Consider the following 23,227-nt stretch of genomic DNA (forward strand, 5'->3'; position numbering starts at 1 on the left):
TACTTTTAACCTTTAAAAAGCCTGCTGCAGTGCTTTTATAATATCTTCATCAGTATTGATATTTGCAGCTAAGTAACCAGCTACTGCCAGTCCTTCTATGGCATGTACGAACGTCAGTGCGTTAGCATTGATCGCTAGCTGCTCACTCATTGAAGCTAGATAATTAGCATCGTCGACTACCAGATCAACTTTTCTTGCTAGTAGTAACTGATATGACTTTTGAATATCAGTGGTCAGCAATACTTCGAAACCACGTTTTACTAATACTTGCGATGCAAGGTCATGGCGCTGTACGGCAATTTTATATTGCTTAGCTTGCTCTGTATTATCAAAGTTAATATCACTGCGCTCAGAGAGTTTTACAAAGCCCATTTCAAACTGTGCTACTGGCCCTATCCAATGGAATAGTGTCTCGCGATCCGTTGTGCGTGCCATACTGTAAATTAAGGTGTTGCTATTATTAACCGCCATTTTATAAGCACGTGCCCAAGGGTACATGTTGATTGGGGCATTGAGCTTAGCCTCTAAAATAATCATATTTACTAACTCAGTACTATAACCAGTTACCTGATTATTCAGCAAAACTTGATTCGGCGGTGACAACTCGGTCACAACCATTAAGTTTTGATTTGCAGTACTATGGACACTGATACAAAGAAGTAGCAGATTAATAAATAGCCGCATTTATTTTCTCTTTTTGACGATAGAACTTTGAGTATAGCAATAACTAGGAAAAGTATTATGAAAGTAAACAGTGAATTAAAAACGATAAAAGGGCCATAAAGGCCCTTTGTGAAGTATCGTTCAAGTAAGATAAGTCTTTAACCCCTTAAAGGCTTATCCTATTGTTTTGCAACCAAGGCTCATCTCAAAGTTTCTAAGCTAGCGAGAGGAAAAAACCTGCAATTGCGGCGCTCATAAGGTTAGCCATAGATCCTGCTAACACTGCTCTGAGCCCTAAGCGTGCGATATCCTTTCGCCGACTAGGCGCCATACCGCCTAATCCACCTAGTAAAATGGCTATCGATGATAAGTTAGCAAACCCACATAACGCGAATGTGACAATCGCTTGTGTGTGCGCACTTAACGTATCGCGATAATTCATAAAGTCTAAATAAGCAACAAACTCGTTTACTACTAATTTTTGACCAATAAAGCTACCAGCTATAATTGCTTCATTCCACGGTACACCTAGTAACCAGGCAACCGGCGCAAATATATAACCTAAAATTTCTTGTAGTGTTAGGGTTGGATAATCAAACCAACCACCAATACCACCTAATAAACCGTTTAACAGCGCAATTAAAGCTACAAATGCCAGTAACATTGCGCCTACATTCAAGGCTAAATGCATACCGTTTGCTGCACCCGATGCTGCTGCATCAATTACGTTAACAGGCTTGTCTTCGTCAAGCTCTAAATCAGCTAAAGTATCTTTTGGTGTTTCGGTCTCTGGCACAATCATCTTGGCCATTAAGAAACCACCCGGCGCTGCCATAAAGCTGGCTGCAATTAAATATTTAAGCTCTACACCAATAATCACGTAACCGGCCATTACTGAGCCCGCTACCGTTGCTAAGCCACCTACCATTACTGCAAATAACTCTGACTTAGTCATCGTTGCAATGAACGGCTTAACAATCAGTGGCGCTTCAGTTTGACCAACAAAAATGTTTGCGGTTGCTGAAAGCGACTCCGTGCGTGAGGTTTTCAACAGTTTTTGTAAACCACCGCCTAATATTCTAATTATCCAATCCATAATGCCTAAGTGATATAACACAGCAACTAATGCTGAGAAAAACACAATAACTGGCAATACCTGAATAGCAAAAATAAACCCTAACGTATCCTGATTTGCTAACGGTCCAAATAAAAAGCTGATCCCATCATTAGCAAACCCGATCACTGATGATACGGCTTTTGACATGCCAACTAATGCATTTTTACCTGCGTCTGAAAACAGGACAAAACCACCAATTATAAATTGCAGGGCAAAAGCGATACCGACAGTTCTAAAACTAATTGCTTTGCGATTTGTCGAAGCCGCAAATGCAATGCCTAGCAGCATACACATGCCGACTAAGCTCATAAATGTTGTCATCTTTGCTTATTCCCGTTGTTATTTTTGCAGTAAATATTTTATTTTACTTTTAATTATATCAATCGCAACACGATTCATACCACCACGTGTAACCACTAAATCAGCCTTGTGCTTTGAAGGCTCAATAAACTGATAAAACATCGGTCTCACAGTAGCTTGATATTGTTCAACAACGGACTGTAATGTTCTGCCTCGTTGCTCCATATCACGTTGCATACGGCGCATCAGGCAAATATCAAGCGGTGTATCAATAAACACTTTGATATCAAATTCTTTACGTAGCGCTTTATCACTAAGCAATAAAATCCCTTCAACTATGAGAATTTCTGCTGGCATCACAGTGCGTGTTTTGTCACTGCGAGTATGCTGCGCATAATCATAGGTAGGTACTTCTACCGCTTCGCCATCACGTAACTGTGTTAAATGTTTACACATTAACTCATGTTCAAACGCATCAGGATGGTCGTAATTCGTTTGCGTACGATGATCAAACGGCAAATGCGATTGGTCTTTATAGTACGCATCTTCTTCAATCACGGCGATGGCGCCTGGTTCAAGCTCATTCACCAATTCATTGTAAATTGTTTGGCTAAAAAGAGATTTGCCAGACGCAGAAGCGCCAGCAATGGCTATTATTGTTCGTGTCACTAAAGTTCTCATCCACACAGAAGGATACATTGTTGGTAGATCACAATAGCAAAAAAGACACGAATAATCTCTCTTGCTTCGCTTTAAGGTGTGAAATTTATAATGTTTAGGTTTTATGAAACAGGACTTATGTCCTGTACGTTAAAAAGCACAAAAATATAAAGTAGCTACATTGGATAATCGAGGTGAGTATGGCAAGAGCAATTATATTAATGGCAGATAGCCTAGGCATAGGTGCAGCACCAGACGCTGACAAGTTTGGTGACTTGGGCGCAAACACTTTTGCACATTTGCTTAAAGCATACTTTGAAGAAACCGGCGAACGGCTATCACTACCTAACCTATCGTTATTAGGTTTAGTTGATGCATGTGAAGCTGCAGGCAATGAACCGTGCCTTGTTAGCGACCGTCAAACACCGATTGCTGCTTGGGGTTACGCAAAAGAGCTTTCTAGCGGCAAAGATACTCCATCAGGTCATTGGGAAATGGCAGGTGTACCGGTGTTATTCGATTGGGGATATTTCCCTAAAACACAACCGAGTTTTCCACAACAGTTAATTGACGAGCTGATTGCTCGTACCGGTATCCCAGGGATTTTAGGCAACTGCCATGCCTCGGGTACTACGATTTTAGAACAGCTAGGTGAAGAGCACATAAAAACAGGTAAACCAATCTGTTACACCTCAGCTGATAGCGTGTTTCAAATAGCCGCGCATGAACAAACTTTCGGTCTAGAAAAACTTTATCAGGTCTGCGAAATCACACGGGCGCTGCTTGATGAAATGAACATAGGACGAGTGATTGCGCGGCCATTTTTGGGTTCCAATAATCAAGACTTTGCCAGAACGGGCAATCGTCGAGATTATTCAGTGTTACCGCCAGCGCCAACATTGCTAGACAAACTAGCAGATGACGGTGGTGAAGTGATTAGCATAGGGAAGATATCTGACATCTATGCGCATCAAGGTATTACCCAAAAACACAAAGCCCCAGGCTTACAAAACTTGTTAGCAAAAACCACTGAGGTAATGGCATCAGCGCCAGATCACAGTTTGATATTTACTAATTTAGTTGATTTTGATGAAAAATTTGGTCATCGCCGCGACCCTGTTGGGTATGCAAAAGCGCTTAAACAGTTGGACGATTACTTACCAACGATACTTAAGCAGCTTAAAGCCGACGACGTACTAATTATTACGGCGGATCACGGTTGTGATCCAACATTCCTGGGCAGTGAGCACACCCGCGAATATGTGCCTGTACTTGCTTATCAGGTAGGGCTTGAAAATACCCCGCTTGGTGAACGTGCTAGTTTTGCAGACATAGGTCAAACACTTGCCCAGTGGTTTAACTTACCTGCACTTGAATATGGCGATGGCTTTATTGATAAGCTTAACGCGCTAAAAGTAAAAGGAAACGAATAATGAGTACTCCACATATTGACGCAAATAATGGCGATTTTGCACAAACGGTATTAATGCCGGGTGATCCATTACGTGCGCAATACATTGCTGAAAATTTTCTTGATGATGCTGTAAAAGTAACCGGCGTTCGTAACATGTATGGTTTTACTGGCACTTATAAAGGTAAACCAGTAAGCATTATGGGTTCTGGTATGGGCATTCCATCAATGTCGATTTATGCCCGCGAACTAATCGTCAGCTACGGTGTTAAAAACCTTATTCGTATCGGCACTTGCGGCGGTATTGGTAGCGACATTAAAATTCGTGACGTTATCTTTGCACAAGGCGCAAGCACAGATTCAAATGTAAACCGTGCACGTGTACGTGGTTATGATTTCTCAGCAATTGCTGATTTTGATTTACTATTAAACGGCGTTAATGCAGCAAAAGAGCTAGGTATTAAAGCGAAAGTGGGTAACGTATTTACCACCGATACCTTTTATCAAGCCGATAACAGCTTTTATCAAGAACTTGATAAACTAGGCATGTTAGCGGTAGATATGGAAACAGCCGGTTTATACGGCGTTGCTGCTGAATATGGCGCAAAGGCCATGGCATTATTTACCGTGAGTGACCACGTGATCACCGGTGAAGCAACCCCAAGTGAAGAGCGTCAAAGCACCTTCAATGAAATGGTTAAAATTGCCTTAGAGTCAATCTAAGCGTAATAAACAAAAGTTCCTTGGTAACGTATTCGCAGTATTTTGGAGACACGCCCAAAATAATGTGAGACTAACCTCCAAAGCCGCCTAGTTAAACTAAGCGGCTTTTTTTATGGGGAAAAGCTAGCGAGACTCGCAAACTCGCACTCCTTATAAGTGAATGCAAACTCGCAAACATTGACAATGCTGTGCACTCTTGCCACTGTTATACAAAGCAATAATTAAGGAGTGTTAATTGTGTCTAATTGGGTTGAGGCAAGTGTTAAAGATATTGTTTGGTGGACTGATACGTTATTTAGTTTAATTGTGAATGCCGATGTGGAGCCGTTTAAAGCAGGACAGTTTACTAAGCTTTCTATGATGATGGATGAAAAACGTATTGCACGGGCGTACTCTTACGTAAATGCACCAAGCTCTCCCGATTTAGAGTTTTATCTTATTAACGTGGCAGATGGCTTATTATCACAACAATTAGCCAAGCTTAAACCTGAGCGATACGGTGATGATTGAAAGCCGCGCCAGTGGATTTTTTACTATTGATGAAATCCCCGCCAGTGAACAGTTATTTATGCTTAGCACCGGAACCGCAATTGGGCCGTTTTTATCCATTTTAGAGCAGCCTGATGTGTGGCAGCAATTTAAGCACGTTACCTTAGTGCATGGTGTGCGTTTGAATGCAGATTTAAGTTATCAAGCAAAAATTGCGCAGTTACAGCAGCAGTATCCGCAATTGAGTTATCTGCCCGTAGTGAGTCGCGAGCAGGCAATTGTCGGCTTAGATGGACGTATTACTGATCGAATCGCCGATGGCACCTTATTTAAGCATTGTGATAGCGCAGTTAGCCCGCAAAATAGTCAATTTATGATCTGTGGTAATCCACAAATGGTTAAAGACACCAGCGCATTATTAACCGAGCAAGGCTACACTCGCAATCGTCGTAGGGAGCCTGGGCAAATCACCGTTGAGCAGTATTGGTAAAAAGCTATCGCGATCCGGTAAATTTTGTTATTTTAGAGTTTCTTAAATTACTCAGGAACAGTATGAAACCGTTATTTTTTTTAGTAAGTTTGCTATTTCCGTGGCAGTTATTAGCAACTGCAGCTGATGTAGTTGAACCACAGACTAAAACTGAAACAACAGCAGCTAAATTGCCTGCTGCAAGTAAAAACGACTGACACTAGCACTGGCGAAGAAAAATCAGTGCAGAGTAAAGCCCCAACAAAATCAACTGAGGCTGAACTACAAGATAGCCCAGCGGTGATCACCTTAACGCCAGAAAATAAGCAATCAGCTGAGCCTGTAAACGTTGAACCAACTCAGCCAATTAAATCAGACACCAGCAAACCAAGCGAGCCTGAAGTTGATACCAGTAAGGTACTTGGCACCGAAGCGGCAAAGCCTGCTGAACTTCCTAAAACACAACAAGAAAAACAGCTTGCTGTCGCACAAGCAGAGCAAGCGGTGATCCAAGCTAAAGAAGCGCTAACACTCAAACAACAAGTTAAAGCCAAACAGTCACGCGAATCGTTAGCCGTTATTGAGCAATTAATTAAGGCGTATAATGCCAGAAACATCGACGCATTTATTAGTATGTATGATGAAAATGTAGAGTTTTATGCCTTTCCAAACGAGTTACTTTTTAAGGGCAAAGAAAAACTGATTGCCCGTTACGGAATAATGTTTAAAAAATTAAAGTGTATAAAATCATCCCCAATTAAACGTATTGTGCACGGTAATATCGTTATCGATCATGAACTTTCAGAAACCTGTTCAACAGATCCAAATGTAGTTGATAAGCGCGGAGAGTTAATCTCTAGCTATCAAGTTGAAAATGGCAAAATAACCAAAGTACTCTTTTTTAGATAGAGTATTAATAAGCAGATTGTTTATAGGCAGATAAAGGGGCCGCGACTAGCATGCAAATTAGTGATGATAAAAAAATTCAGTTACTTTATCGTGTAGAGCCTGGCTGTTTAGGGCCAACGGGAGCACAAACCATTGAGCGTTTCTGTGATTATGCTAATCAGCAATTGGTCGCCCCTTATTTTGCCCTTTATCACTTTACCCCACGGTTTGATAAAACTAAAGCCGAGCGCGAATACAGTATTAATGCTCGGCTGTTGTCTGATCAGCATGCGCAGGCTTATCTTGCGCATTTTAAAACCAACAAAGATGAGTTTGAAGAGCAACTCGACGAACTGCTCACTCAAGCAATCGAAAGCTTTTTAGAACGTTAAGTCGCCAGATACAATCGCATTAAAGCTGCTATTGTCGTGCAAACTGGCAAATGCACTTTCATGTAATAGCTCATTACGTAAGTTTGGTGAATACTCCAACGACATTTTTATATCGGCCAACGCATCAGCGTGTTTATGAGTCAACGCATAAGCACATGCACGTTGCCAATAAGCGTAGCCATAGTCACTGTCTATATCCAAGGCTTGGTTACACAACTCTATCGCCTGAGCTGTTTCATTAAGCTCTAGTAATGCATCGGCTTTGTAAGCGATAGCTTCAACATCTTCGGGTTTACGTTTTAAAATCTCATCAAATATTTCGATCTTATTAGCTATATCGCTTTCTAAATTTGCACGCATCCATAAAGAGTGGACTTCATTGGTCACAGATATTTTTTGTTGGTTACTTAAGATTTCTTCAGAGCGCTCGCGTAGCTTTTCTTCAAATGTATTCAAACGTGCTTCGTATTCATTGGTGATCACGCTGACACGGGTATTTACAATATCTTCGACTTTGTTTTTTACATCACGTAACGAGTTCCAACCAACCAGTACCAAAATAGAGGCTGTGGCAGTGATGATAAAAAATACATTATTAATTGTATCTGTGGTGTAAGTCAGTGCGCGGTCAGCGGTATCAAGCTGAGCATGAGTGACTTGTTTGGTAACGTCTTCACGTAGTTTTTGCTGATCTTGGCGTACCGCTTTGAGTTCATCAAGAATATAGCGTTCCATCAAGGGTCTATACATCGGCTCTTGAAGTTTTTTGAGTGCCTGTTGTTGCTGTTGTGGGCTGGGTGCAGCGCGAGACTCTTCAGCCTGTGCCTGAGCTGCCACAAAAGTGGCAAAAAGAAGTAAAATTGATACAAAATAATGACGCATACTACTGCCTAGTCGATAAATTAAAGTGCTAAGTAAATTACTGAAACTGTAACATGACTACCTATGAGTAACTAGGCCGCGTTGATTTTTCGAGGTTATTTTTACAGCAATATGCTGGGTAATTGCTGCTTTGCTGTAGTGGAAGAAAATAAAGCCAGTAAAAACAGGCAAAAAAACCAGCTCTAAGAAGAGCTGGCCAAACTGCTTAAACAACTTAAAGTCGTTAGGGATATCAACAGGAGTGAGCGTTTATAATAACCAAATATATCTGAACAACGTCTTAATATTTAAAGCATTACAAATATTGGAAAATACTTTTTGGCCCCATTAATTCCACGCAGATCATTTACCTTAGCCACCGTTGGGTGATATTGCATGGTAACTAAACAATTTGCTCGTAAAGAATACGGTCATTGTTGAGTAAATATTCTGGTGACAGGGTTATCAAAATGATTTAAAAATTGTAGCCGCGAGTTTACCTCGCGACCTATAAACCGGCTGGGGGTTTGGTGCTACGGAATACACCCTAGCACCAAGCTCCTTTTACTACCGTAGGCGTTAAGCTTGCTGACGCGGTCTTTATTATTTCTCACCAGCGCAGCGTCTCTTAACCTCTGTGGTGAATCAGTCAGTTAATAACTTTTTTGTACAAGGAGCAGTGAGTGAGGGTAAATGAGAAGATAACGGCTTCGAGTTACGAGCAGCGAGCTGTGAATACAGCTAGCACCTTTTACTTTCGTAGGAGAGCGCTTTAGCGCCGATTGGTTTTAACACATAACCTAAAACAGCATCACGGCTAAAGCCTGTTTCCACAAAAATATGTTTTTACACCGATAGTACCTAGCACCTTTAACCTATCACCTCTTCAGCGCAGCGTCTCTTAACCTCTGTGGTGAATAAATCACTTAAAGGCATTTTGCACAAAAAGAAGTGAGTGAGGGTAAATGAGAAGATAACGGCTTCGAGTTACGAGCAGCGAGCTTGTGCAAACAGCCTAGCACCTAGTTACTTCCCTAAAACCTAGCGCCTTTAGCCTTCCCTTTCAGCGCAGCGCCTCACAGCCTCTTTGTGAATAAATTACTTAAAGATCGTTTGCACATGAACAGTGAATATTGGTCTACAAAATATTACCTTTAAGGTGCTTTTTTGTAGGCCTTAAAGTTAGCTCCCCATATCAAACTTATTATTTTTAATACCATTATTAAGGATTGAGAGTGACATAGTACTAATTTCTGATTGTACATATGGCCAATAATCAGGGTTATCGATTGTTCTTTCTTTGATTTGATTTGGAATGAAACGGCTCATTTCAATATTGAAGTCTTTACGAACTTCATCGTCATGCTGTAGCTTGTCTAATTGAATAGTCAGTGCCTCAATAAAGTCTTCGTTGGTTTTACCCCTGGCCACAAGCTTTTTATTGATCAGTTGCTTAGATACCGCAACACCTCTTTGTTTTATCCAAACTATATCCCATACATCGCGCGGTTTAATGCGCCTAGCAGGGTAGGCTAATGCAATAAACTTGTCTGCAAGCGTTTCCGTTAATGATTGTACAGGGATCAGTAAACCTTCTGTTGGCGCGACAATATTATAGTGATTTATTAATGGCCTTTTTTCGATATCAAATGACGGGATAGCGCAAATATCTATATGCATTTTTTGGCGGGGAAGATCAGGACGATTACTTTCTTTTTCGATACTTATTTTCCAAGATGAAGTATTAGCTTGATTATCTTCAGCTGGTTTATTTACCCATACCTGCACCTCATATTTATTTTGTATGTATTTTTGGATTTCAACTTCTAAGCCACTGAAACTACTTGGCTTGAAGTCATGCCCACCATTAAAATCTAAATCCTCAGATAATCTAGAACTGTTATGGCACAAACGAAGTGAGGTGCCACCAATAAAAGTAAGCGAAGGCATAACACCTTGTTTTACAATTGCAGCCATAATGTCGTGATGAAGAATTTCTTTTTCAATCACAGGCGTGACGCCAGCGTACTCTGGATTTGCAGCTATAATTTGGCGTATATATTCTGTTAGCATTTAGTTCTCCAGCATGTGTACGTTGCGATTGCAGGCTTTTAGATCTGCAATCGCTTGCAGCGTATTTGCTCGGTACATCTTGATGCTTTTATCGAAATATAGGTTTTTCGCAAATTTATCAATTGGTTTTTTTGTATGGGTCAGCTCAATAACCCCATACGGAGTTGAAAATGTGCCACTACGACCTTTCGTTATTACCGTTAACCTATCCATTAATATTTGCGAAATATCGCCCGTGTAACTGAGTTGGCTTTCTAAGCTAATGTAATTTAAAACGTCGCCACGTAGTTTTTTTACTATTTTATAAATCGCGGTGGTGGGGTCAGGTGGCGTGAGCGTGCTTTCAAAAATACCATTGCAGACTCTTCTTAATAGCCCTTTATTAACATTGTCAGTCAGAAACTTAGTGAATGCAGGAGTGGGTTTTTCAGCCATCATAAAAGCCAATTCTGCACTGGTATGAATACCGCCACCTGCTTTAACAGAGCTAGCTAGTATTGCTAATAATCTTTCTGCTTTATTCATTTGGTCTACAATTACATACTTATAATGTTATTAATTGTAGACCTTAAGCTTAGTTGAAGCAAACTAGAGTTTAGATTAACTCTAGTTTGACTTGTATTGTCATCTAGCCCTCGTACTTATATCACCCTATAAACCGACTTCGGGCAATGAGCTGCGGGCTAATCTTAGCATTTCCTTGTAGGTCGTCATTTATGGCGACAATGTCTAATGTTGAAAATTGACGCGCTAAAGCACGACCTACATTAGACTCTTTATGTTTTTCTCTAAAGCGCAGGCCTCTTAATCTCTGTGGTGAATAAATCACTTAAAATTAATTTTACCACCGAGGGCACCGAGACGCTGCGCTACACAGAGAAGGTAACGAGTTGCGAGCAACGAGCTGCGAATATCGGGCTTCGAGCGACGAGTAACGAATACAGCCTAGAGTCTAGTCACTTTCCTAGATCCTAGTGCCTGTTACTCCCTAGAGCCTCGCAGCTTTTTCGATCTGTGATTGTTTTAAAAGCTATTTTACCACCGAGAACACCGAGGCGCTGCGCTACACAGAGAAGATAACGGACGGCGGGTTAATCCTAGCACCTAGTCACTTCCCTAAAACCTAGCACCTTCGCTCAATAAATATAACCAATACAAAATTCTTAATTTTTGCTAATTAGCCGCTATGTACTTGGTACTCATCGGAAAACTCTATGTTTTTAATACATTTTCATGTTAGGTTAGAGTTAAACTTAATGAAAGCTTAACGATCTAATCATTAAGTACCATTAATTAACCACGGAGCGGTAGATTTAGTGCCTACTAAAACACTCAGTTACTACAACCAAAACGCACAAAGCTTTAGCGACTCAACGCTTAATGTTGATATGTCGGCGCTTTACGCTGAGTTTTTACCGCTTATCCCTAAACACGGCCATATATTAGATGCTGGCTGTGGCAGTGCCCGCGATGCTATGTATTTTAAACAGCAAGGTTTTACTGTTAGCGCATTTGATGCAAGCGAAAACATTGCAAAGTTAGCCAGTAATTACTTACAACAAGCTGTAGAAGTTAAAACCTTTCAGCAGCTTAATTGTACCAATAAGTACGATGGCATTTGGTGTTGCGCCAGTTTATTGCACGTACCAAAAGTAGAGTTACCGCAGGTGTTTTTAAAACTGCAAAATGCCCTAAAACCAAACGGTGTTTTGTATGTGTCGTTTAAATATGGCACGCAAGAACGCGTGCACAATGGTCGCGAATTTACCGATTTAAATGAAGATGGCCTAACCGCATTAATTGCCCACCACACCGAGCTTAAAATACTAAAACAATGGCAAAGTGTTGATCAGCGCCCAGAGCGCGAAAGCGAAGTGTGGCTCAATGCGTTATTAACGCGCAGCGAATTAATAAATGAATAGCTTTAACGAACAGCACCAATTGCAAAGTAATAAGCAGCAGCTTATTACGGGTGCCGATGACCCGCTATTACCTAATCTTGTACATGCAATAAATAATGCCACAGAGATTGAAATCACAGTGTCATTTATCCAACCCAGTGGCTTGGCTTTGTTATTTGACCCACTCAATGAAGCTTTACAAAGTGGCGCAACACTAAAGCTGTTAACCTCCGATTACCTTGATATTACTCATCCTAATGCGCTCAGAGAGCTAATGGTATTAGTGGATCGTGGTGCCGATGTGCGTATTTACCAAACACAGAGCAACCAAAGCTTTCACATGAAGTCGTATATTTTTGTCAAAACAAACGACACCAACGAAATTACGTCTGGTTGTGCCTTTATTGGCTCAAGTAACATTAGCGCCAGCGCACTTACTAAAGGTCATGAGTGGAATTTTAGACATGATTACATACAGCCAAAAACAAGCCAAGCAGCGCAGCAATTTTTAAGTATTCGTAATGCTTTTTACGATATTTTCAACCACGGGTTTGTTACACACTTAAGTCATGAATGGATTGATAACTACATTGCTAGGCGTAAAGTACAGCAGTTTGTAGCGGTAAACGATACCGATACAGCTGAACAAATTATTGAACAAAGCGAAGCTAAAACACCAAGACCAGCTCAAATTGAAGCGCTCAATGCTTTAGCGCAAACTCGCGCTGAGGGCTTTAAACGTGGCTTAGTGGTGTTAGCAACAGGCATGGGTAAAACATGGTTAAGCGCGTTTGATGTTAAACAATTCAAAGCTAAACGGGTGTTATTCGTCGCACATCGAGAAGAAATACTTGTACAAGCACAGCGTACATTTTCTGAACTACTGCCGCTTTCAACGGGATTTTATAACGGTAAACAGCGAGACAAAAACGCTGACTGTTTATTTGCCTCTATTCAAACAATTGGTCGAAGTAATCATTTAAAGCAATTTGCACCAACGGCGTTCGACTACATCATTGTTGATGAGTTTCATCATGCCAGCGCACGTGTTTATCGTCAGCTATTAAACTATTTTGAACCACAGTTTTTACTCGGTTTAACCGCCACGCCAGAACGAACCGACCAAGCCGATATTTTAGGATTGTGCGACAACAATTTAGTGTTTGAGAGAAACTTAACGCAAGGAATTGATCAAAAAACGTTAGTGCCGTTTCATTACTATGGTATTTGGGACGAAAACGTAAACTACCAAGCCATTCCATGGCGCAATGGTCGATTTGATCCTGCAGCACTAGAAAACAAATTTGCGACACAAAAACGAGCCGATCATGCGCTTGCACAGTGGCAACAATATAAACAAAAACGCACCTTGGGATTTTGTATTTCCACCAAACATGCCGATTACATGGCTGATGCGTTTAATAAAGCGGGTGTAAAAGCACTATCAGTACATAGCCAATCAAAAGTACGCAGAAATGAGGCACTTAAACAATTAGAACAACGCCAAGTTGAAGTGCTATTTACCGTTGATCTGTTTAATGAAGGGACTGACTTACCCAGCATTGATACTATTTTAATGCTGCGCCCAAGTGATTCTAAAATCCTGTTTTTACAGCAATTAGGGCGTGGTTTGCGTACGCTAGAAGGTAAAACGCATTTAGTGGTGCTCGACTTTATTGGTAACCACCATAGCTTTTTAAATAAGCCTTATGCGTTACTCCATGAAACTACGCCAAGTGGTGTAGTGAAAAAGCTTAAAAAGCCAAATCTAGCTGATGGCTGTTTTATAAATATTGATTTAAAAGCCACCGACTTCTGGCAACAGCTAGCTAAGGCGCAGCGCACCACGGCGCTTGAAGATATAACACAACTTGCTGAGCAACTTGGGCATTTACCCACCTTAAGTGAGTTTTACTACCACTATGGGGATATAAAAAAGGTAAACAGCAATTACACTAGTTGGTTTGAGCTAATTGCTAAAACACAAAACATTGATGATGAGGCACAACAAGGTGCTGAGCAACTAGCGCCGTTCTATGACTTTTTACATAAGGGCATACAAACAACCAGTATGACCAAATGCTTTAAAGCTATTTTGCTTGAAGCTTATGTGGCATTAAATGGTTTTACCATTCCCCCAACAGTTGCAGAACTTGCAGCCATGAGTGCTAAAGTATTAGCGCGCCACCCAAATTTAAAGCAACACGATTTATCAGCCAAAGAGCAGCAAGCTGCCGCTGATTCACAAACATGGCAAAGCTACTGGCGTAAAAACCCAATCAAAGCTTACACCAATAAAAATAAAGATGGCACGCAGTGGTTTACGCTAGAAAACGACACAGTAAAAGCCACGTTTGACGTACCCGCAGAAAAATGCGAATTACTAAACAACGCCGTGTTAGAGCTGGTTGAATACAGCTTAGCTAAATACAGCCAACGGCTAAAAGTAAACATAGCAACAACTAAACAAAATACCGAGCAACAAGCTGACAATGTGACTCAGCTAGAGTTTAAAGCTCTTGCCGATACAGCAAAAGAGCAAGATAACGCATTAAAGCTGCCGTATTTTCCAAATATTAAAATTGCCTGCGGGCATTTTAAAACAGGGGATGAAAGCGATATGGAATTGATGGACGCGCCACTTGGCGCGGGCAAGCTCGACCCACAAGTACACTTTTTAGCGCATGCGTCGGGTAATTCTATGAATGGCGGTAAGCACCCAATACTTGATGGTGATTTACTGCTACTTGAGCTTATAACCTCCGATAAAGCAGGATCGCTACGCGGCCAAATAGTGGCAATAGAGCGAGATGATATAGGCGGGGAAGGGCAGTATTTACTGCGCAAAGTTAATAAATTACCCAATGGGCAATATGAGCTAATTGCTCAAAACCCAGATTACGAAGTAATGATTGCAGATGAAAGTATGCGAACCTTTGCGCGGTTTAAACAAGTGGTTGCTGAGTAGTTTGTAGTCGCGCTTTAACTTGTAGGCGCAGAGCTTGATCGCGCGAAAAGCGCTTTAACCATGATTTTTACATGGTTTGGGAAAGGGATTAATAACCTCTATTCGAGGTTTTATCGCGTTGGCGATGGCAACCAAAGGGCGGCTGCCGCCGACCGCCCTTTGGAATCCCACGGCGCGCCCGAGGATCACACTTGATCTTCAACTTGCGTTAATGATGTGAACGTAACCAGCGTAGATAGGCCATCCATGGCCAAGCTACGCTTTTTACAGCATCCATGCTGTAAATTACTCATCATTACGATCGTTTCAGGTGTGATCACGGGGAGTTGGAGTGTGCTGGTAGATTGATGGTTATAACAATATTTGCTAAATAGTTTAGAGGAAAAATTATGGATCTGAAAAGTACGTTAAAAGTAGCAGGGCCATCAGCTATAGCTGCTTGGGTATTTTATCACTTAATAAATAAGTACTTAGAGTTTTCTGAAGTTTTTAAAACAAACATAGCTCTAAATATCATACTATTAATTATTATCTTTTTATTTTGCTTTCTGATGGGGTGGCTTTGGATTAAAAATCAAAAGCAAGAGGTTAATAAAGGTACTGATTCTAAAGTCCACAATAATACGATTTCAGATAATGAAGTAGATGAAAATTTAAGTATTGGTGGTTCATCAACAAATATTACAAAAAATAAAATTAAGGGCAATAAAGTCAAAGGCTCTATGAGTATTGGTGGAAAATAAATGAGTATTCAAGACCAGCCTATAGGGTATCCAGTTGCAAATGCAATCACAGATAATACTATATGCAGTAACGAGATAGGCGGTGACTTAGTGATAGGGGGGTTGTAAAGTTACCTTCCTTTGATATTTCTGTAGGAGCTGAGTCGCTTAAGCAGCTAATTAGTGATCATGAAAAATTAAAAGAAGAAAACCCTGTATATCTTTATGTACTTGAGGAGCTTCAAAGTAAGATTACGGATTGTGAATCGAGGGAAGTAATTGGTTTAGAAAATAAATTGATTAAAGCCAAAAAAGATCTTTATTAAAGAGGCATTAAAATCCAGTCAAAAAGCTTCAAAGATGATTTTGAAATTTCAACATGTGAAATCCTATCAAATAATATTTAATCACGTATTAAGTCTTATTATTACTCGATTTAGGGCACATATAGGACCATTAGTTGATAATGGTGTAGACGATTTAACTATAAGAACTAGTATAAATACAGTGATCGTTGAGCCTCTATATAAAGAAGTTAGCTTAGCTGGGGGATACATAACATCTGATCTTATCGAAGGGATGTTATATTTTTTGACTGAAAAGTGTCATGTGGAGTGGGTGTAATGATAATCTACCATCCTGCATATGATGTGAATCATTGCTCTTACCGAATCCTAAATATTTTATATGCTTTGAAAAATCATAAGACTAATTGTGATTTGTTAAAAATAATCAACTTTTACTATGTATATCCACATCTAATAAAACGGATGAAAAGCCTTCCAAGACCTTTGAATTATAAATCAAAAGTTATTAATAGTATTAACGAACCATTTGAATTGACACCAATCCCAAGTACTTTATTTTTTGAAATGATATCAACGCATGAGGCCTCTATACAGTCGCTATTACAAAAATCACTTATCTATATTGATGCAAACGAAATTTTTCTTGAAATTACAAATCTACCGAAGGGACTTATAGAAATATTTCAAAATGATGAATTTAATAAAAGCAGTATTTTTAAAATTTTAGTTGAGTCTTTTCCTAAAACCAAGCTTGATGGAGAGAATGGACTTAAATCAAAAAGTGGACTAATGGAATATAAATATGACTAACACTAATTTTTTTGTAGAAAGGTTGGTAATTTTAAAATCAGGATTTAGTGTTTATGATGAAGATTTTCATCGTGGTATAAATGTTATTAGAGGAGACCACTCGGTCGGTAAAACTACAATATTAGAACTATTGTTCTATGTTTTAGGTGGGGAAATAAAAGAAAATCAATGGTTGTACCCTGCTGACAGGTGTGATGAGGTATTTTGTCAAATAAATATAAATAATGAAACTTTTACTATTAAAAGGGATATTGAAAAAGGCGCGATACCACCCATTCGTATTCAAAGCGGTACATATGAAAAGACACGCTCAACTAATCTTGGTTGGAAAAAGTTTGGTCCGAGAAGAAGTGAATCTGGTGAAAAATACTCTTTTCACAGCAGTTTTTTGATTTACTTGGTTGGGACAGTCATAAGTCGGATGATTATGCAAATTTAACGATGCATCAAATACTTAGGTTTTTATATGTAGACCAAGAATCGGGCTCAACTAAAATTTTTCGTGCTGAAGATAATAATCGAGGAGATAGCGAAGGTATACGTATTGCTATTGCTGAATTTTTACTAGGCTTAGATAATCTCGATACACATAAATTGAGGCAGCAACTTATATTAGCAGAGCGCGAATTCGAAAAAATTTCTTCAGAATTAAATGCTATGTACAAGGTCTTAGGTACTGATTCGAGTTTAACCGTTGAAACTTTAAATACCTATATTGTAAAAAATTCTAACGAAATAAATGTTTTATTAAATAAAGATGTTGAATTTAAAGAACCTCCAAAGGAAGATAGAATTAATACTAAAAAGTATAAAGATTTGGAGAAAAAATTGAAATACTTAATAGGCAGCTCCAATCCTTTCATTTGGATATACAATCAACTAGTGGTGAAATTATTGATTGCGAATTATTTGAGAAGTCTCTTATTTTAGAAAAAAATCACTTCTAGAGTCGAGGGCTGCTTATGATAATATTGGAGAGATGAAATACACGCATTGCCCGTGCTGTTTAGAAGAAATTACTACTTCAGATGTAAATTCTTGTCACCTCTGTAACGCAACTAAAAAGGAGTCTTCTCACTCAAATAATTATATGCAGATTTTGACCGAGCTTGATTTTCAGATTAAGAGTAATAAAAAGGTACTTTATGACTACCAAGAGCATTTAATAGGTCTTCAGTCGGCTATTATTATCGCGAAAACTAACCTTGAAAATACTCAAAGTGAGTTGCTTGCCATTGCTAAAACAGTAGATGTTGAAACACAATATTTAATTGAAAGGGCGAGAAAAGTTGGACAATTAGAATCAGAAAGTAAGCAAATACAAAAGCAAATAAGTATTATTAAAGACTTAGATAAATTTAAATCAAGAAAGTCTGAGCTAAATAAATTAATTTTAGGTTATAAAGAAAAATATCTTTCGCTTCTACATCTACTAAAAAAAGACGAGATAAAGTTAATGCTGGTATTTGTAATAATATGTTGGCTATTCTTCGCGCTGATTTACGTGAAAATGGAGAACCTTATGAAGAAGTTTTTAAAAAAGCAGATTGTTCAGATATAGAAATTGATTTTTCAAAAGATAGAACCTTAATTGATGGACGTGTAAAGTTCTCAGGTAGCTCTAACTATATAAAAAAGAATGCTTTCTTTCTTGCTGCTTTATTTGAGTCATTATCAGATCCTCATTATCGACTTCCAAGGTTTCTTATGTTGGATGCTATTGAAAATGGCGGTATGAAAGCATGGCGTAGCCATAACTTCCAACGCTCTATAATTGAAATGTTTAAAGGCAAAGAAAATTTTCAAATAATATTTTGTACTTCAATGGTTTTAGATGAGTTAAATAATGACGAATATGGTGTGGGCCCTTACTATACTGATAATGTAATTAGTATATGAAGTTAATAATGTATTGATGGTTTTTTACATCATATAGTTATCAACTATTTTTACTTATTAAGGCAGTATGTTTTTTCATTTGTCCATTTGTAAAACATGGTCTAATTAATTGTAAGTCGTCATTTGACATTGAGTAAATAGAATATTTATTGTCGTCAGAACGTAGGCTTATTTTGTAATTCTTGGGGTCATAACTTATGTTTGATGAATCTAAAAATTTAAATATGTTGAGTAACTCAATTGGCGTAAAGCCTGATTGCAGTTTGTAATTTCTAACGGCTCGTTCAATGAACAGCCGTTCGTCATCATTCCTGTCTCTTACTTTCCAGAGCTTGCGTAACGGATCTAGCATTTTATCTTCTAAGGCTTTTTTTAGCATACGATTTAGTTCTTTACTACGTGATGACTTATCGATAAGACGATTTCCATCTTCATCAAAAACACCGATTTCTTGAAAGCGTAATATGCAACTAGAGCCAACCCATAGAGAGCTTTTTTTAATTTCATTTTTTATTTCAAAATGATAGCGTAACTCTGGGTGTTCACAGAGTTCACAATCTTCTGTTGCATCTCCGTAGTCTTGTACTTCACCTGTAAAAGTCCATTCTTTCAAAGCTTCTATAAATTCATCAGCTAAACTTAATGGAATAAGGTTTAGTTTTGACTTTTCTAGCCACGGGTTAGTTCTCATATTAAATTCCTTTTAGCGCATTAAAAACAAATCATCATCCAACAGCCAATTTCCCTGCCTCGTGCCACATTTCACTTGGCATGGGGTTGATTAGCTCCCACGTTATATTCATCGGCTGGCTGCCGTTGTGGCTTTGGTATTTAACCTCGCCGTAGTTTACAAACCCCATAGTTCGGCCGTTTTCGTCTTTACCTTGTTCTCGTACAAATAACAGAATGGTTTTGCCTGTTTTTTGGTGCTTTATATAACTAAGGCCACGGCCGTGTTCTGGGCGGGCGCTGTTTTGCGTTTGCCAATGGAACAGGGTAGGGCTAATTGCGTAGTCGTGATACAGCGTTGTGGGCGAGTAGGTTTTTTCGCACTTGTTGAGTGTTACAAATAACAGCTCTAGGTTTTGATTTTTAAATTCTAAAACGCCTTCGCGGGCAGTCGATTTTTTATCAAACGAGTGAACGCCAAATGCTGCGAGTATTTGCTGGCGCGTGTAGCGGCTGTGTAATTTTATTGCATGATTAGGTAAGCACGCTAAATCGCTTTCTTGCTGGTGTATGCGGTTTATTAATAGTGTAATTACCTGTGCAAGTTCTTGTTGTAGCTCTTTGTGTTTAAGCGCTTGTAAGCTTTGTTTAAGGCTTTTAAAGCCTAAACTTGAGCCAGTAGTATCCCAAAAGTTGTAATGCGCCATAAGCGCGTACTGTTGGTTTTGTGGCGTTGGCGTTAAACTAAAGTCGTTGTTACATAAATCACGTAAAAAGCATAAGTAACTGAGCGAGTCGCAGCCGAGTAATTGGGTGTTTATAGCGCGGTAATACGCGGCGTAAATGTCGGCTTGCTCTGCGGGTATTTCATCCCCTTTTAGCCAGTGCCAGCCACCGAGTTTTTTATCTTTTGGTTTGTAAATATCTTCAAGCGTGACCTGGGGGTTTATGCGTAAAAAATTACTTAGGGTTAGCGTGTCATTGGTATGTTGCGAATAGCTATTTATCAGCTGCTGTAAACGGCGTTTAGAGTTTATAGCTTGCTGAATATTTTTTAATATTGTTTGTTGTGTGCGCTTTTGTAGCTCTATACGGCAACCCAGCGGTAAATGCGGGAAGTTGTTTTCAATCTCGGTTTTTATCGGTTGGTTGCTTTTACCAATTAGCGCGCGGAATTTACTGGCAAAGTCATATTCTGGACGGGCATTACCGACAAAGTCGAGTACGGTACAGCACTGCTTTGATCTACCTAAAGAAAAGCTGTTGTCGGGCAGGCGCAGGCCACGGCCGAGTTGCTGTAAAAACAGGGTTAGGCTTTCTGTTGGGCGTAAAAATAAAAGAGTATCGACCTCTGGAATATCGACACCTTCGTTAAAAATATCGACCACGCAAAGTATTTGTATTTCACCTTGGCGCAGTGCTTGCTGCTTGGCCGTACGTTCATTAGTATTTTTGCTAGTAAGCACATCAGCGTTTATCCCAGCTAAGTTAAACTTAGACGCCATAAACTCTGCGTGCTTTTGGCTTACGCAAAATGCCAAGGCTTTAATGTTGTGAACATTAGTCACTATATCAGCAAGGCTGGATATAATTTTGTTTGCGCGGCTGTTCTCGCCTGTATAAAGGTTACTTAGCTCGGTTATATCGTAACGGCCGCCTCGCCAAGTTATTTGGCTTAGGTCGATATCGTCATCTAATCCAAAGTATTGAAACGGGCATAAATGGCGTTGGTTTATTGCCTCGGGTAAGCGAATTTCTGCGGCTATTACACCGCAAAAATCATCCAGTATATTTGCGCCATCTTGTCGCTCTGGTGTAGCAGTTAAACCAAGTAATATTGTGGGCGTAAAGTGATTTAATATAGCGCGATAGCTTGCAGCGCTTACGTGATGCACTTCATCTATCACAATGTAGTCGTAGTAATCGTGAGTTAAATTAAGTGATTCAATTTGGCTGTTCAGCGTTTGGATTGATGCAAATAATTGGTTGTAACGCTGTGGTTTGTAGTTACCCACCCAAAGCTCACCAAAGTGGTTATTTTTAAGTACACCACGGTAAGCGCTTTGCGCTTGTTTGAGTATTTCTTCACGGTGGGCTACAAACAAAAAGTGGGCGTTTGGGTTTTGATCGTAAACGATTTTAAAGTCGAACGCCGATATTATTGTTTTACCTGTGCCGGTTGCGGCAACCACTAAATTTTTAAAGCGATTATGCACGCTACGTTCAACGCTTAGTTTTTCTAAAATAGCGAGTTGGTGGGTTTTAGGTGTTATATCAAAATAGAACTGGCTGCTTGCTTGGCCAACACCACGTTGCTCATTAAGTGAATTTATGAGCTTTTCTTTACATTCAGCTTTGCCAGTAAATAATTCAAAATCTGGCGATTGCCAGTAGGTTTCAAAGGTACTTTTGGTTTTAGCTATAATGTGCGGAATTTCTTGCGCGGTAATTTTTAAGTTCCACTCAAGGCCGCTGGTAAGCGCTGAATGCGACAAATTAGACGAGCCAATATAACCAGTATGAAACCCCGTATTACGCATAAACAAGTATGACTTTGCGTGTAAGCGTTCTTGCTGATTATTGTAACTAAGCTTTACCTCGGTATTTGGTAGGCCTGCTAAAAACTCAACCGCTTTAGCATCCGTTGCGCCCATGTACGAGGTGGTAATTACTTTGAGTTTATTGCCGCTTTTGGTAAAGGCTTCAAGCTCATTTTTAAAATGCGCAGCCCCGTCCATTTTATAAATGAGACAAGCCAGTAAATAGTGTCGGACGATTTAATCTCGCGCTTTAGCTCGGTTTCGAGCGATATTCCCGCATTCGCACCGCTAAATAATTCGCTTTGTGTAAGCCCTGTTAGCGGGAATATATCTTTGGAGTAATCTTTAAGATTGGCGGCAATAGGGTTTTGGGTATTAAACAGCGCAGTAAGTATTCGACCTTGGCTGTCGATAAGGTTTTCGTTGATCAGCTCGTCATCGCGAATATGATCTTTAAGCCAAAGCACAAGGCTGTTTGCGAGGTTAATTTGCTCGTGCAAACGCTCGCTTGAATTAGGGATTGCATCGATTGCATGTTCAACCAGCTTACCTAAAAAGCGCGAAAGCCACGTAGCTGCCTCAGCCGATTCTAGTTGGCGTTCGCCCACATAAAATTGGTCACGATTTAAGTTTTGCTCAATTACTTGTGTAATTAACTGCTCGTAAATACCAATCTGTTGCATTAAATCGCTCCCTGTTTGCGAGCACTCAGTTTACTAAAAAATGCAATGTAAACAAGCATTAACTCACTATTGAATTAAAGGCAGCTGTTAAGATAATTCCCCGTGATCACACCCGAAATTAAATTAATGATGAGTAATAACAGCGCATGGATGCGCGTTAAGCTGTGACTTCGCCATGGACGGCGAATAAACAGCATTTACGTTCATATCATTAATTTAAATTGAGGAAGCTGTGTGATCCTCTGGGCGCCGTGGGGTTCCAAGGGGCGTACGGCGTTATGCGCCCCTTGGTTGCCGTCGCCAACGCGACATTAACCATCAAATTTGCAATTAAAAACCAAAGCGCGAGGTTAACTCCCGCCTAAAATTTAAAATCTACGCTTTTCGTGTCAGCAAGCTTAACGCCTACGGTCAACCTAAACGATGCTGTTAAGAAAACTCCCCCGTCATTTGTGCCCAAAAAGACTCAATTGATGAGTAATTGATTGCATGGAAGCAATCGAAGCCGTGACTGGCACATGGATGTGCCAGTCACGGAGTTTACGTTCATATCAATTGTGGCTTTGCGGAAATTGCAAAATGCTCGGGGCGACGAGCGAGCCTAAAGAGAAGTCGGCGCTTTAATTTGGTAAAGAGCGCTCCTTGGTTGCCGTCGCCAACGCGACATGTATTATCTAGTTT

Annotated in this window: 21 protein-coding genes and 2 pseudogenes; 15 read left to right on the forward strand and 8 right to left on the reverse strand. The window is 39.8% G+C overall.

Annotation, left to right across the window (positions count from 1 at the left end):
* Positions 1–12 precede the first annotated feature (12 nt).
* The 3 genes from P4S61_RS22460 to udk all read right to left on the reverse strand — a co-directional run bounded on the left by P4S61_RS22460 (position 13) and on the right by udk (position 2,749).
* Positions 13–684: a substrate-binding periplasmic protein gene (locus tag P4S61_RS22460; protein WP_337119243.1), complete on the reverse strand. Its 672-nt coding sequence runs from the start codon at positions 682–684 to the stop codon at positions 13–15.
* Positions 685–877: 193 nt separating this feature from the next.
* Entirely contained in the window at positions 878–2,101 is a 1,224-nt protein-coding gene (locus tag P4S61_RS22465; protein WP_182731970.1) for a NupC/NupG family nucleoside CNT transporter, read from the reverse strand.
* Positions 2,102–2,119: 18 nt separating this feature from the next.
* Positions 2,120–2,749: a uridine kinase gene (udk, locus tag P4S61_RS22470; RefSeq protein ID WP_145238801.1), complete on the reverse strand. Its 630-nt coding sequence runs from the start codon at positions 2,747–2,749 to the stop codon at positions 2,120–2,122.
* 191 nt (positions 2,750–2,940) lie between these two features.
* Here udk and P4S61_RS22475 point away from each other — a divergent pair, with 191 nt between their 5' ends.
* The 6 genes and pseudogenes from P4S61_RS22475 (at position 2,941) to P4S61_RS22500 (ending at position 7,112) form a co-directional block, all read left to right on the forward strand.
* Complete coding sequence (locus tag P4S61_RS22475; RefSeq protein ID WP_337119244.1) at positions 2,941–4,173, forward strand: phosphopentomutase; 1,233 nt, start codon at positions 2,941–2,943, stop codon at positions 4,171–4,173.
* Entirely contained in the window at positions 4,173–4,874 is a 702-nt protein-coding gene (gene deoD, locus P4S61_RS22480; protein WP_145238795.1) for a purine-nucleoside phosphorylase, read from the forward strand. Before P4S61_RS22475 ends, deoD begins: the two co-directional genes overlap by 1 nt.
* 237 nt (positions 4,875–5,111) lie before the next feature.
* A pseudogene (locus P4S61_RS22485) lies at positions 5,112–5,853 on the forward strand (ferredoxin--NADP reductase).
* Positions 5,854–5,915: 62 nt separating this feature from the next.
* Positions 5,916–6,050, forward strand: coding sequence for a hypothetical protein (locus P4S61_RS22490; protein WP_337119245.1), 135 nt, complete (start codon positions 5,916–5,918; stop codon positions 6,048–6,050).
* An 82-nt stretch (positions 6,051–6,132) separates the two neighbouring features.
* Positions 6,133–6,741 carry a nuclear transport factor 2 family protein gene (locus P4S61_RS22495; protein ID WP_442961619.1) on the forward strand — a complete coding sequence of 203 codons (609 nt, stop codon included), beginning with the start codon at positions 6,133–6,135 and terminating at the stop codon, positions 6,739–6,741.
* A gap of 50 nt (positions 6,742–6,791) precedes the next feature.
* Positions 6,792–7,112 (forward strand): hypothetical protein, encoded by a 321-nt coding sequence (locus P4S61_RS22500; RefSeq protein WP_145238785.1) that lies wholly within the window; start codon positions 6,792–6,794, stop codon positions 7,110–7,112.
* On the opposite strand, the gene P4S61_RS22505 is transcribed toward P4S61_RS22500, so the two are convergent.
* From P4S61_RS22505 to abiEi, 3 genes are all read right to left on the reverse strand, one after another.
* Entirely contained in the window at positions 7,101–7,994 is an 894-nt protein-coding gene (locus tag P4S61_RS22505) for a tetratricopeptide repeat protein (protein ID WP_145238782.1), read from the reverse strand. The two genes, P4S61_RS22500 and P4S61_RS22505, sit on opposite strands and share 12 nt — an antisense overlap.
* Before the next feature lie 1,161 nt (positions 7,995–9,155).
* Positions 9,156–10,046 (reverse strand): nucleotidyl transferase AbiEii/AbiGii toxin family protein, encoded by an 891-nt coding sequence (locus P4S61_RS22510; RefSeq protein WP_337119246.1) that lies wholly within the window; start codon positions 10,044–10,046, stop codon positions 9,156–9,158.
* Positions 10,047–10,571 (reverse strand): type IV toxin-antitoxin system AbiEi family antitoxin, encoded by a 525-nt coding sequence (gene abiEi, locus P4S61_RS22515; protein ID WP_145238776.1) that lies wholly within the window; start codon positions 10,569–10,571, stop codon positions 10,047–10,049.
* A gap of 791 nt (positions 10,572–11,362) precedes the next feature.
* On the opposite strand from abiEi, the gene P4S61_RS22520 reads away from it, so the two are divergent.
* The 9 genes from P4S61_RS22520 (at position 11,363) to P4S61_RS22560 (ending at position 18,654) form a co-directional block, all read left to right on the forward strand.
* Positions 11,363–11,968: a class I SAM-dependent methyltransferase gene (locus P4S61_RS22520; RefSeq protein ID WP_337119247.1), complete on the forward strand. Its 606-nt coding sequence runs from the start codon at positions 11,363–11,365 to the stop codon at positions 11,966–11,968.
* Positions 11,961–14,915: a DEAD/DEAH box helicase family protein gene (locus P4S61_RS22525; RefSeq protein WP_337119249.1), complete on the forward strand. Its 2,955-nt coding sequence runs from the start codon at positions 11,961–11,963 to the stop codon at positions 14,913–14,915. Before P4S61_RS22520 ends, P4S61_RS22525 begins: the two co-directional genes overlap by 8 nt.
* 389 nt (positions 14,916–15,304) lie before the next feature.
* Positions 15,305–15,658, forward strand: a complete 354-nt coding sequence (locus P4S61_RS22530) for a hypothetical protein (RefSeq protein ID WP_210798735.1) — start codon at positions 15,305–15,307, stop codon at positions 15,656–15,658.
* A gap of 300 nt (positions 15,659–15,958) precedes the next feature.
* Complete coding sequence (locus P4S61_RS22535; protein WP_337119295.1) at positions 15,959–16,261, forward strand: ABC-three component system protein; 303 nt, start codon at positions 15,959–15,961, stop codon at positions 16,259–16,261.
* Positions 16,261–16,755, forward strand: a complete 495-nt coding sequence (locus tag P4S61_RS22540; RefSeq protein ID WP_337119250.1) for an ABC-three component system middle component 5 — start codon at positions 16,261–16,263, stop codon at positions 16,753–16,755. The genes P4S61_RS22535 and P4S61_RS22540 overlap by 1 nt, the downstream gene beginning before the upstream one ends.
* Entirely contained in the window at positions 16,748–17,194 is a 447-nt protein-coding gene (locus P4S61_RS22545; protein ID WP_337119251.1) for an ATP-binding protein, read from the forward strand. Before P4S61_RS22540 ends, P4S61_RS22545 begins: the two co-directional genes overlap by 8 nt.
* 2 nt (positions 17,195–17,196) lie before the next feature.
* On the forward strand, positions 17,197–17,685 hold the full coding sequence (locus tag P4S61_RS22550) for a hypothetical protein (RefSeq protein ID WP_337119252.1): 489 nt from the start codon (positions 17,197–17,199) through the stop codon (positions 17,683–17,685).
* 49 nt (positions 17,686–17,734) lie between these two features.
* Positions 17,735–18,316 carry a hypothetical protein gene (locus tag P4S61_RS22555; protein ID WP_337119253.1) on the forward strand — a complete coding sequence of 194 codons (582 nt, stop codon included), beginning with the start codon at positions 17,735–17,737 and terminating at the stop codon, positions 18,314–18,316.
* Positions 18,232–18,654, forward strand: coding sequence for a hypothetical protein (locus tag P4S61_RS22560; RefSeq protein WP_337119254.1), 423 nt, complete (start codon positions 18,232–18,234; stop codon positions 18,652–18,654). Before P4S61_RS22555 ends, P4S61_RS22560 begins: the two co-directional genes overlap by 85 nt.
* Before the next feature lie 40 nt (positions 18,655–18,694).
* Here P4S61_RS22560 and P4S61_RS22565 read toward each other — a convergent pair whose 3' ends face one another.
* Positions 18,695–19,345 (reverse strand): hypothetical protein, encoded by a 651-nt coding sequence (locus P4S61_RS22565; protein WP_337119255.1) that lies wholly within the window; start codon positions 19,343–19,345, stop codon positions 18,695–18,697.
* Between the two features lie 34 nt (positions 19,346–19,379).
* A pseudogene (locus tag P4S61_RS22570) lies at positions 19,380–22,546 on the reverse strand (DUF3427 domain-containing protein).
* Positions 22,547–23,227: the final 681 nt, after the last annotated feature.

Source organism: Pseudoalteromonas sp. B160 (assembly GCF_037162485.1).
GTDB classification, from domain to species: domain Bacteria; phylum Pseudomonadota; class Gammaproteobacteria; order Enterobacterales; family Alteromonadaceae; genus Pseudoalteromonas; species Pseudoalteromonas rhizosphaerae.

Coding starts and splice junctions, on each gene's coding strand:
- deoD (WP_145238795.1), top strand. CDS start 4,173: ATGAGTACTCCACATATTGACGCAAATAATGGCGATTTTGCACAAACG.
- P4S61_RS22475 (WP_337119244.1), top strand. CDS start 2,941: ATGGCAAGAGCAATTATATTAATGGCAGATAGCCTAGGCATAGGTGCA.
- P4S61_RS22555 (WP_337119253.1), top strand. CDS start 17,735: ATGAAATACACGCATTGCCCGTGCTGTTTAGAAGAAATTACTACTTCA.
- P4S61_RS22525 (WP_337119249.1), top strand. CDS start 11,961: ATGAATAGCTTTAACGAACAGCACCAATTGCAAAGTAATAAGCAGCAG.
- P4S61_RS22545 (WP_337119251.1), top strand. CDS start 16,748: ATGACTAACACTAATTTTTTTGTAGAAAGGTTGGTAATTTTAAAATCA.
- P4S61_RS22500 (WP_145238785.1), top strand. CDS start 6,792: ATGCAAATTAGTGATGATAAAAAAATTCAGTTACTTTATCGTGTAGAG.
- P4S61_RS22460 (WP_337119243.1), bottom strand. CDS start 684: ATGCGGCTATTTATTAATCTGCTACTTCTTTGTATCAGTGTCCATAGT.
- P4S61_RS22490 (WP_337119245.1), top strand. CDS start 5,916: ATGAAACCGTTATTTTTTTTAGTAAGTTTGCTATTTCCGTGGCAGTTA.
- P4S61_RS22550 (WP_337119252.1), top strand. CDS start 17,197: ATGCATCAAATACTTAGGTTTTTATATGTAGACCAAGAATCGGGCTCA.
- P4S61_RS22510 (WP_337119246.1), bottom strand. CDS start 10,046: ATGCTAACAGAATATATACGCCAAATTATAGCTGCAAATCCAGAGTAC.
- P4S61_RS22540 (WP_337119250.1), top strand. CDS start 16,261: ATGATAATCTACCATCCTGCATATGATGTGAATCATTGCTCTTACCGA.
- P4S61_RS22465 (WP_182731970.1), bottom strand. CDS start 2,101: ATGACAACATTTATGAGCTTAGTCGGCATGTGTATGCTGCTAGGCATT.
- P4S61_RS22505 (WP_145238782.1), bottom strand. CDS start 7,994: ATGCGTCATTATTTTGTATCAATTTTACTTCTTTTTGCCACTTTTGTG.
- P4S61_RS22565 (WP_337119255.1), bottom strand. CDS start 19,345: ATGAGAACTAACCCGTGGCTAGAAAAGTCAAAACTAAACCTTATTCCA.
- P4S61_RS22530 (WP_210798735.1), top strand. CDS start 15,305: ATGGATCTGAAAAGTACGTTAAAAGTAGCAGGGCCATCAGCTATAGCT.
- abiEi (WP_145238776.1), bottom strand. CDS start 10,571: ATGAATAAAGCAGAAAGATTATTAGCAATACTAGCTAGCTCTGTTAAA.
- P4S61_RS22560 (WP_337119254.1), top strand. CDS start 18,232: ATGTTGGCTATTCTTCGCGCTGATTTACGTGAAAATGGAGAACCTTAT.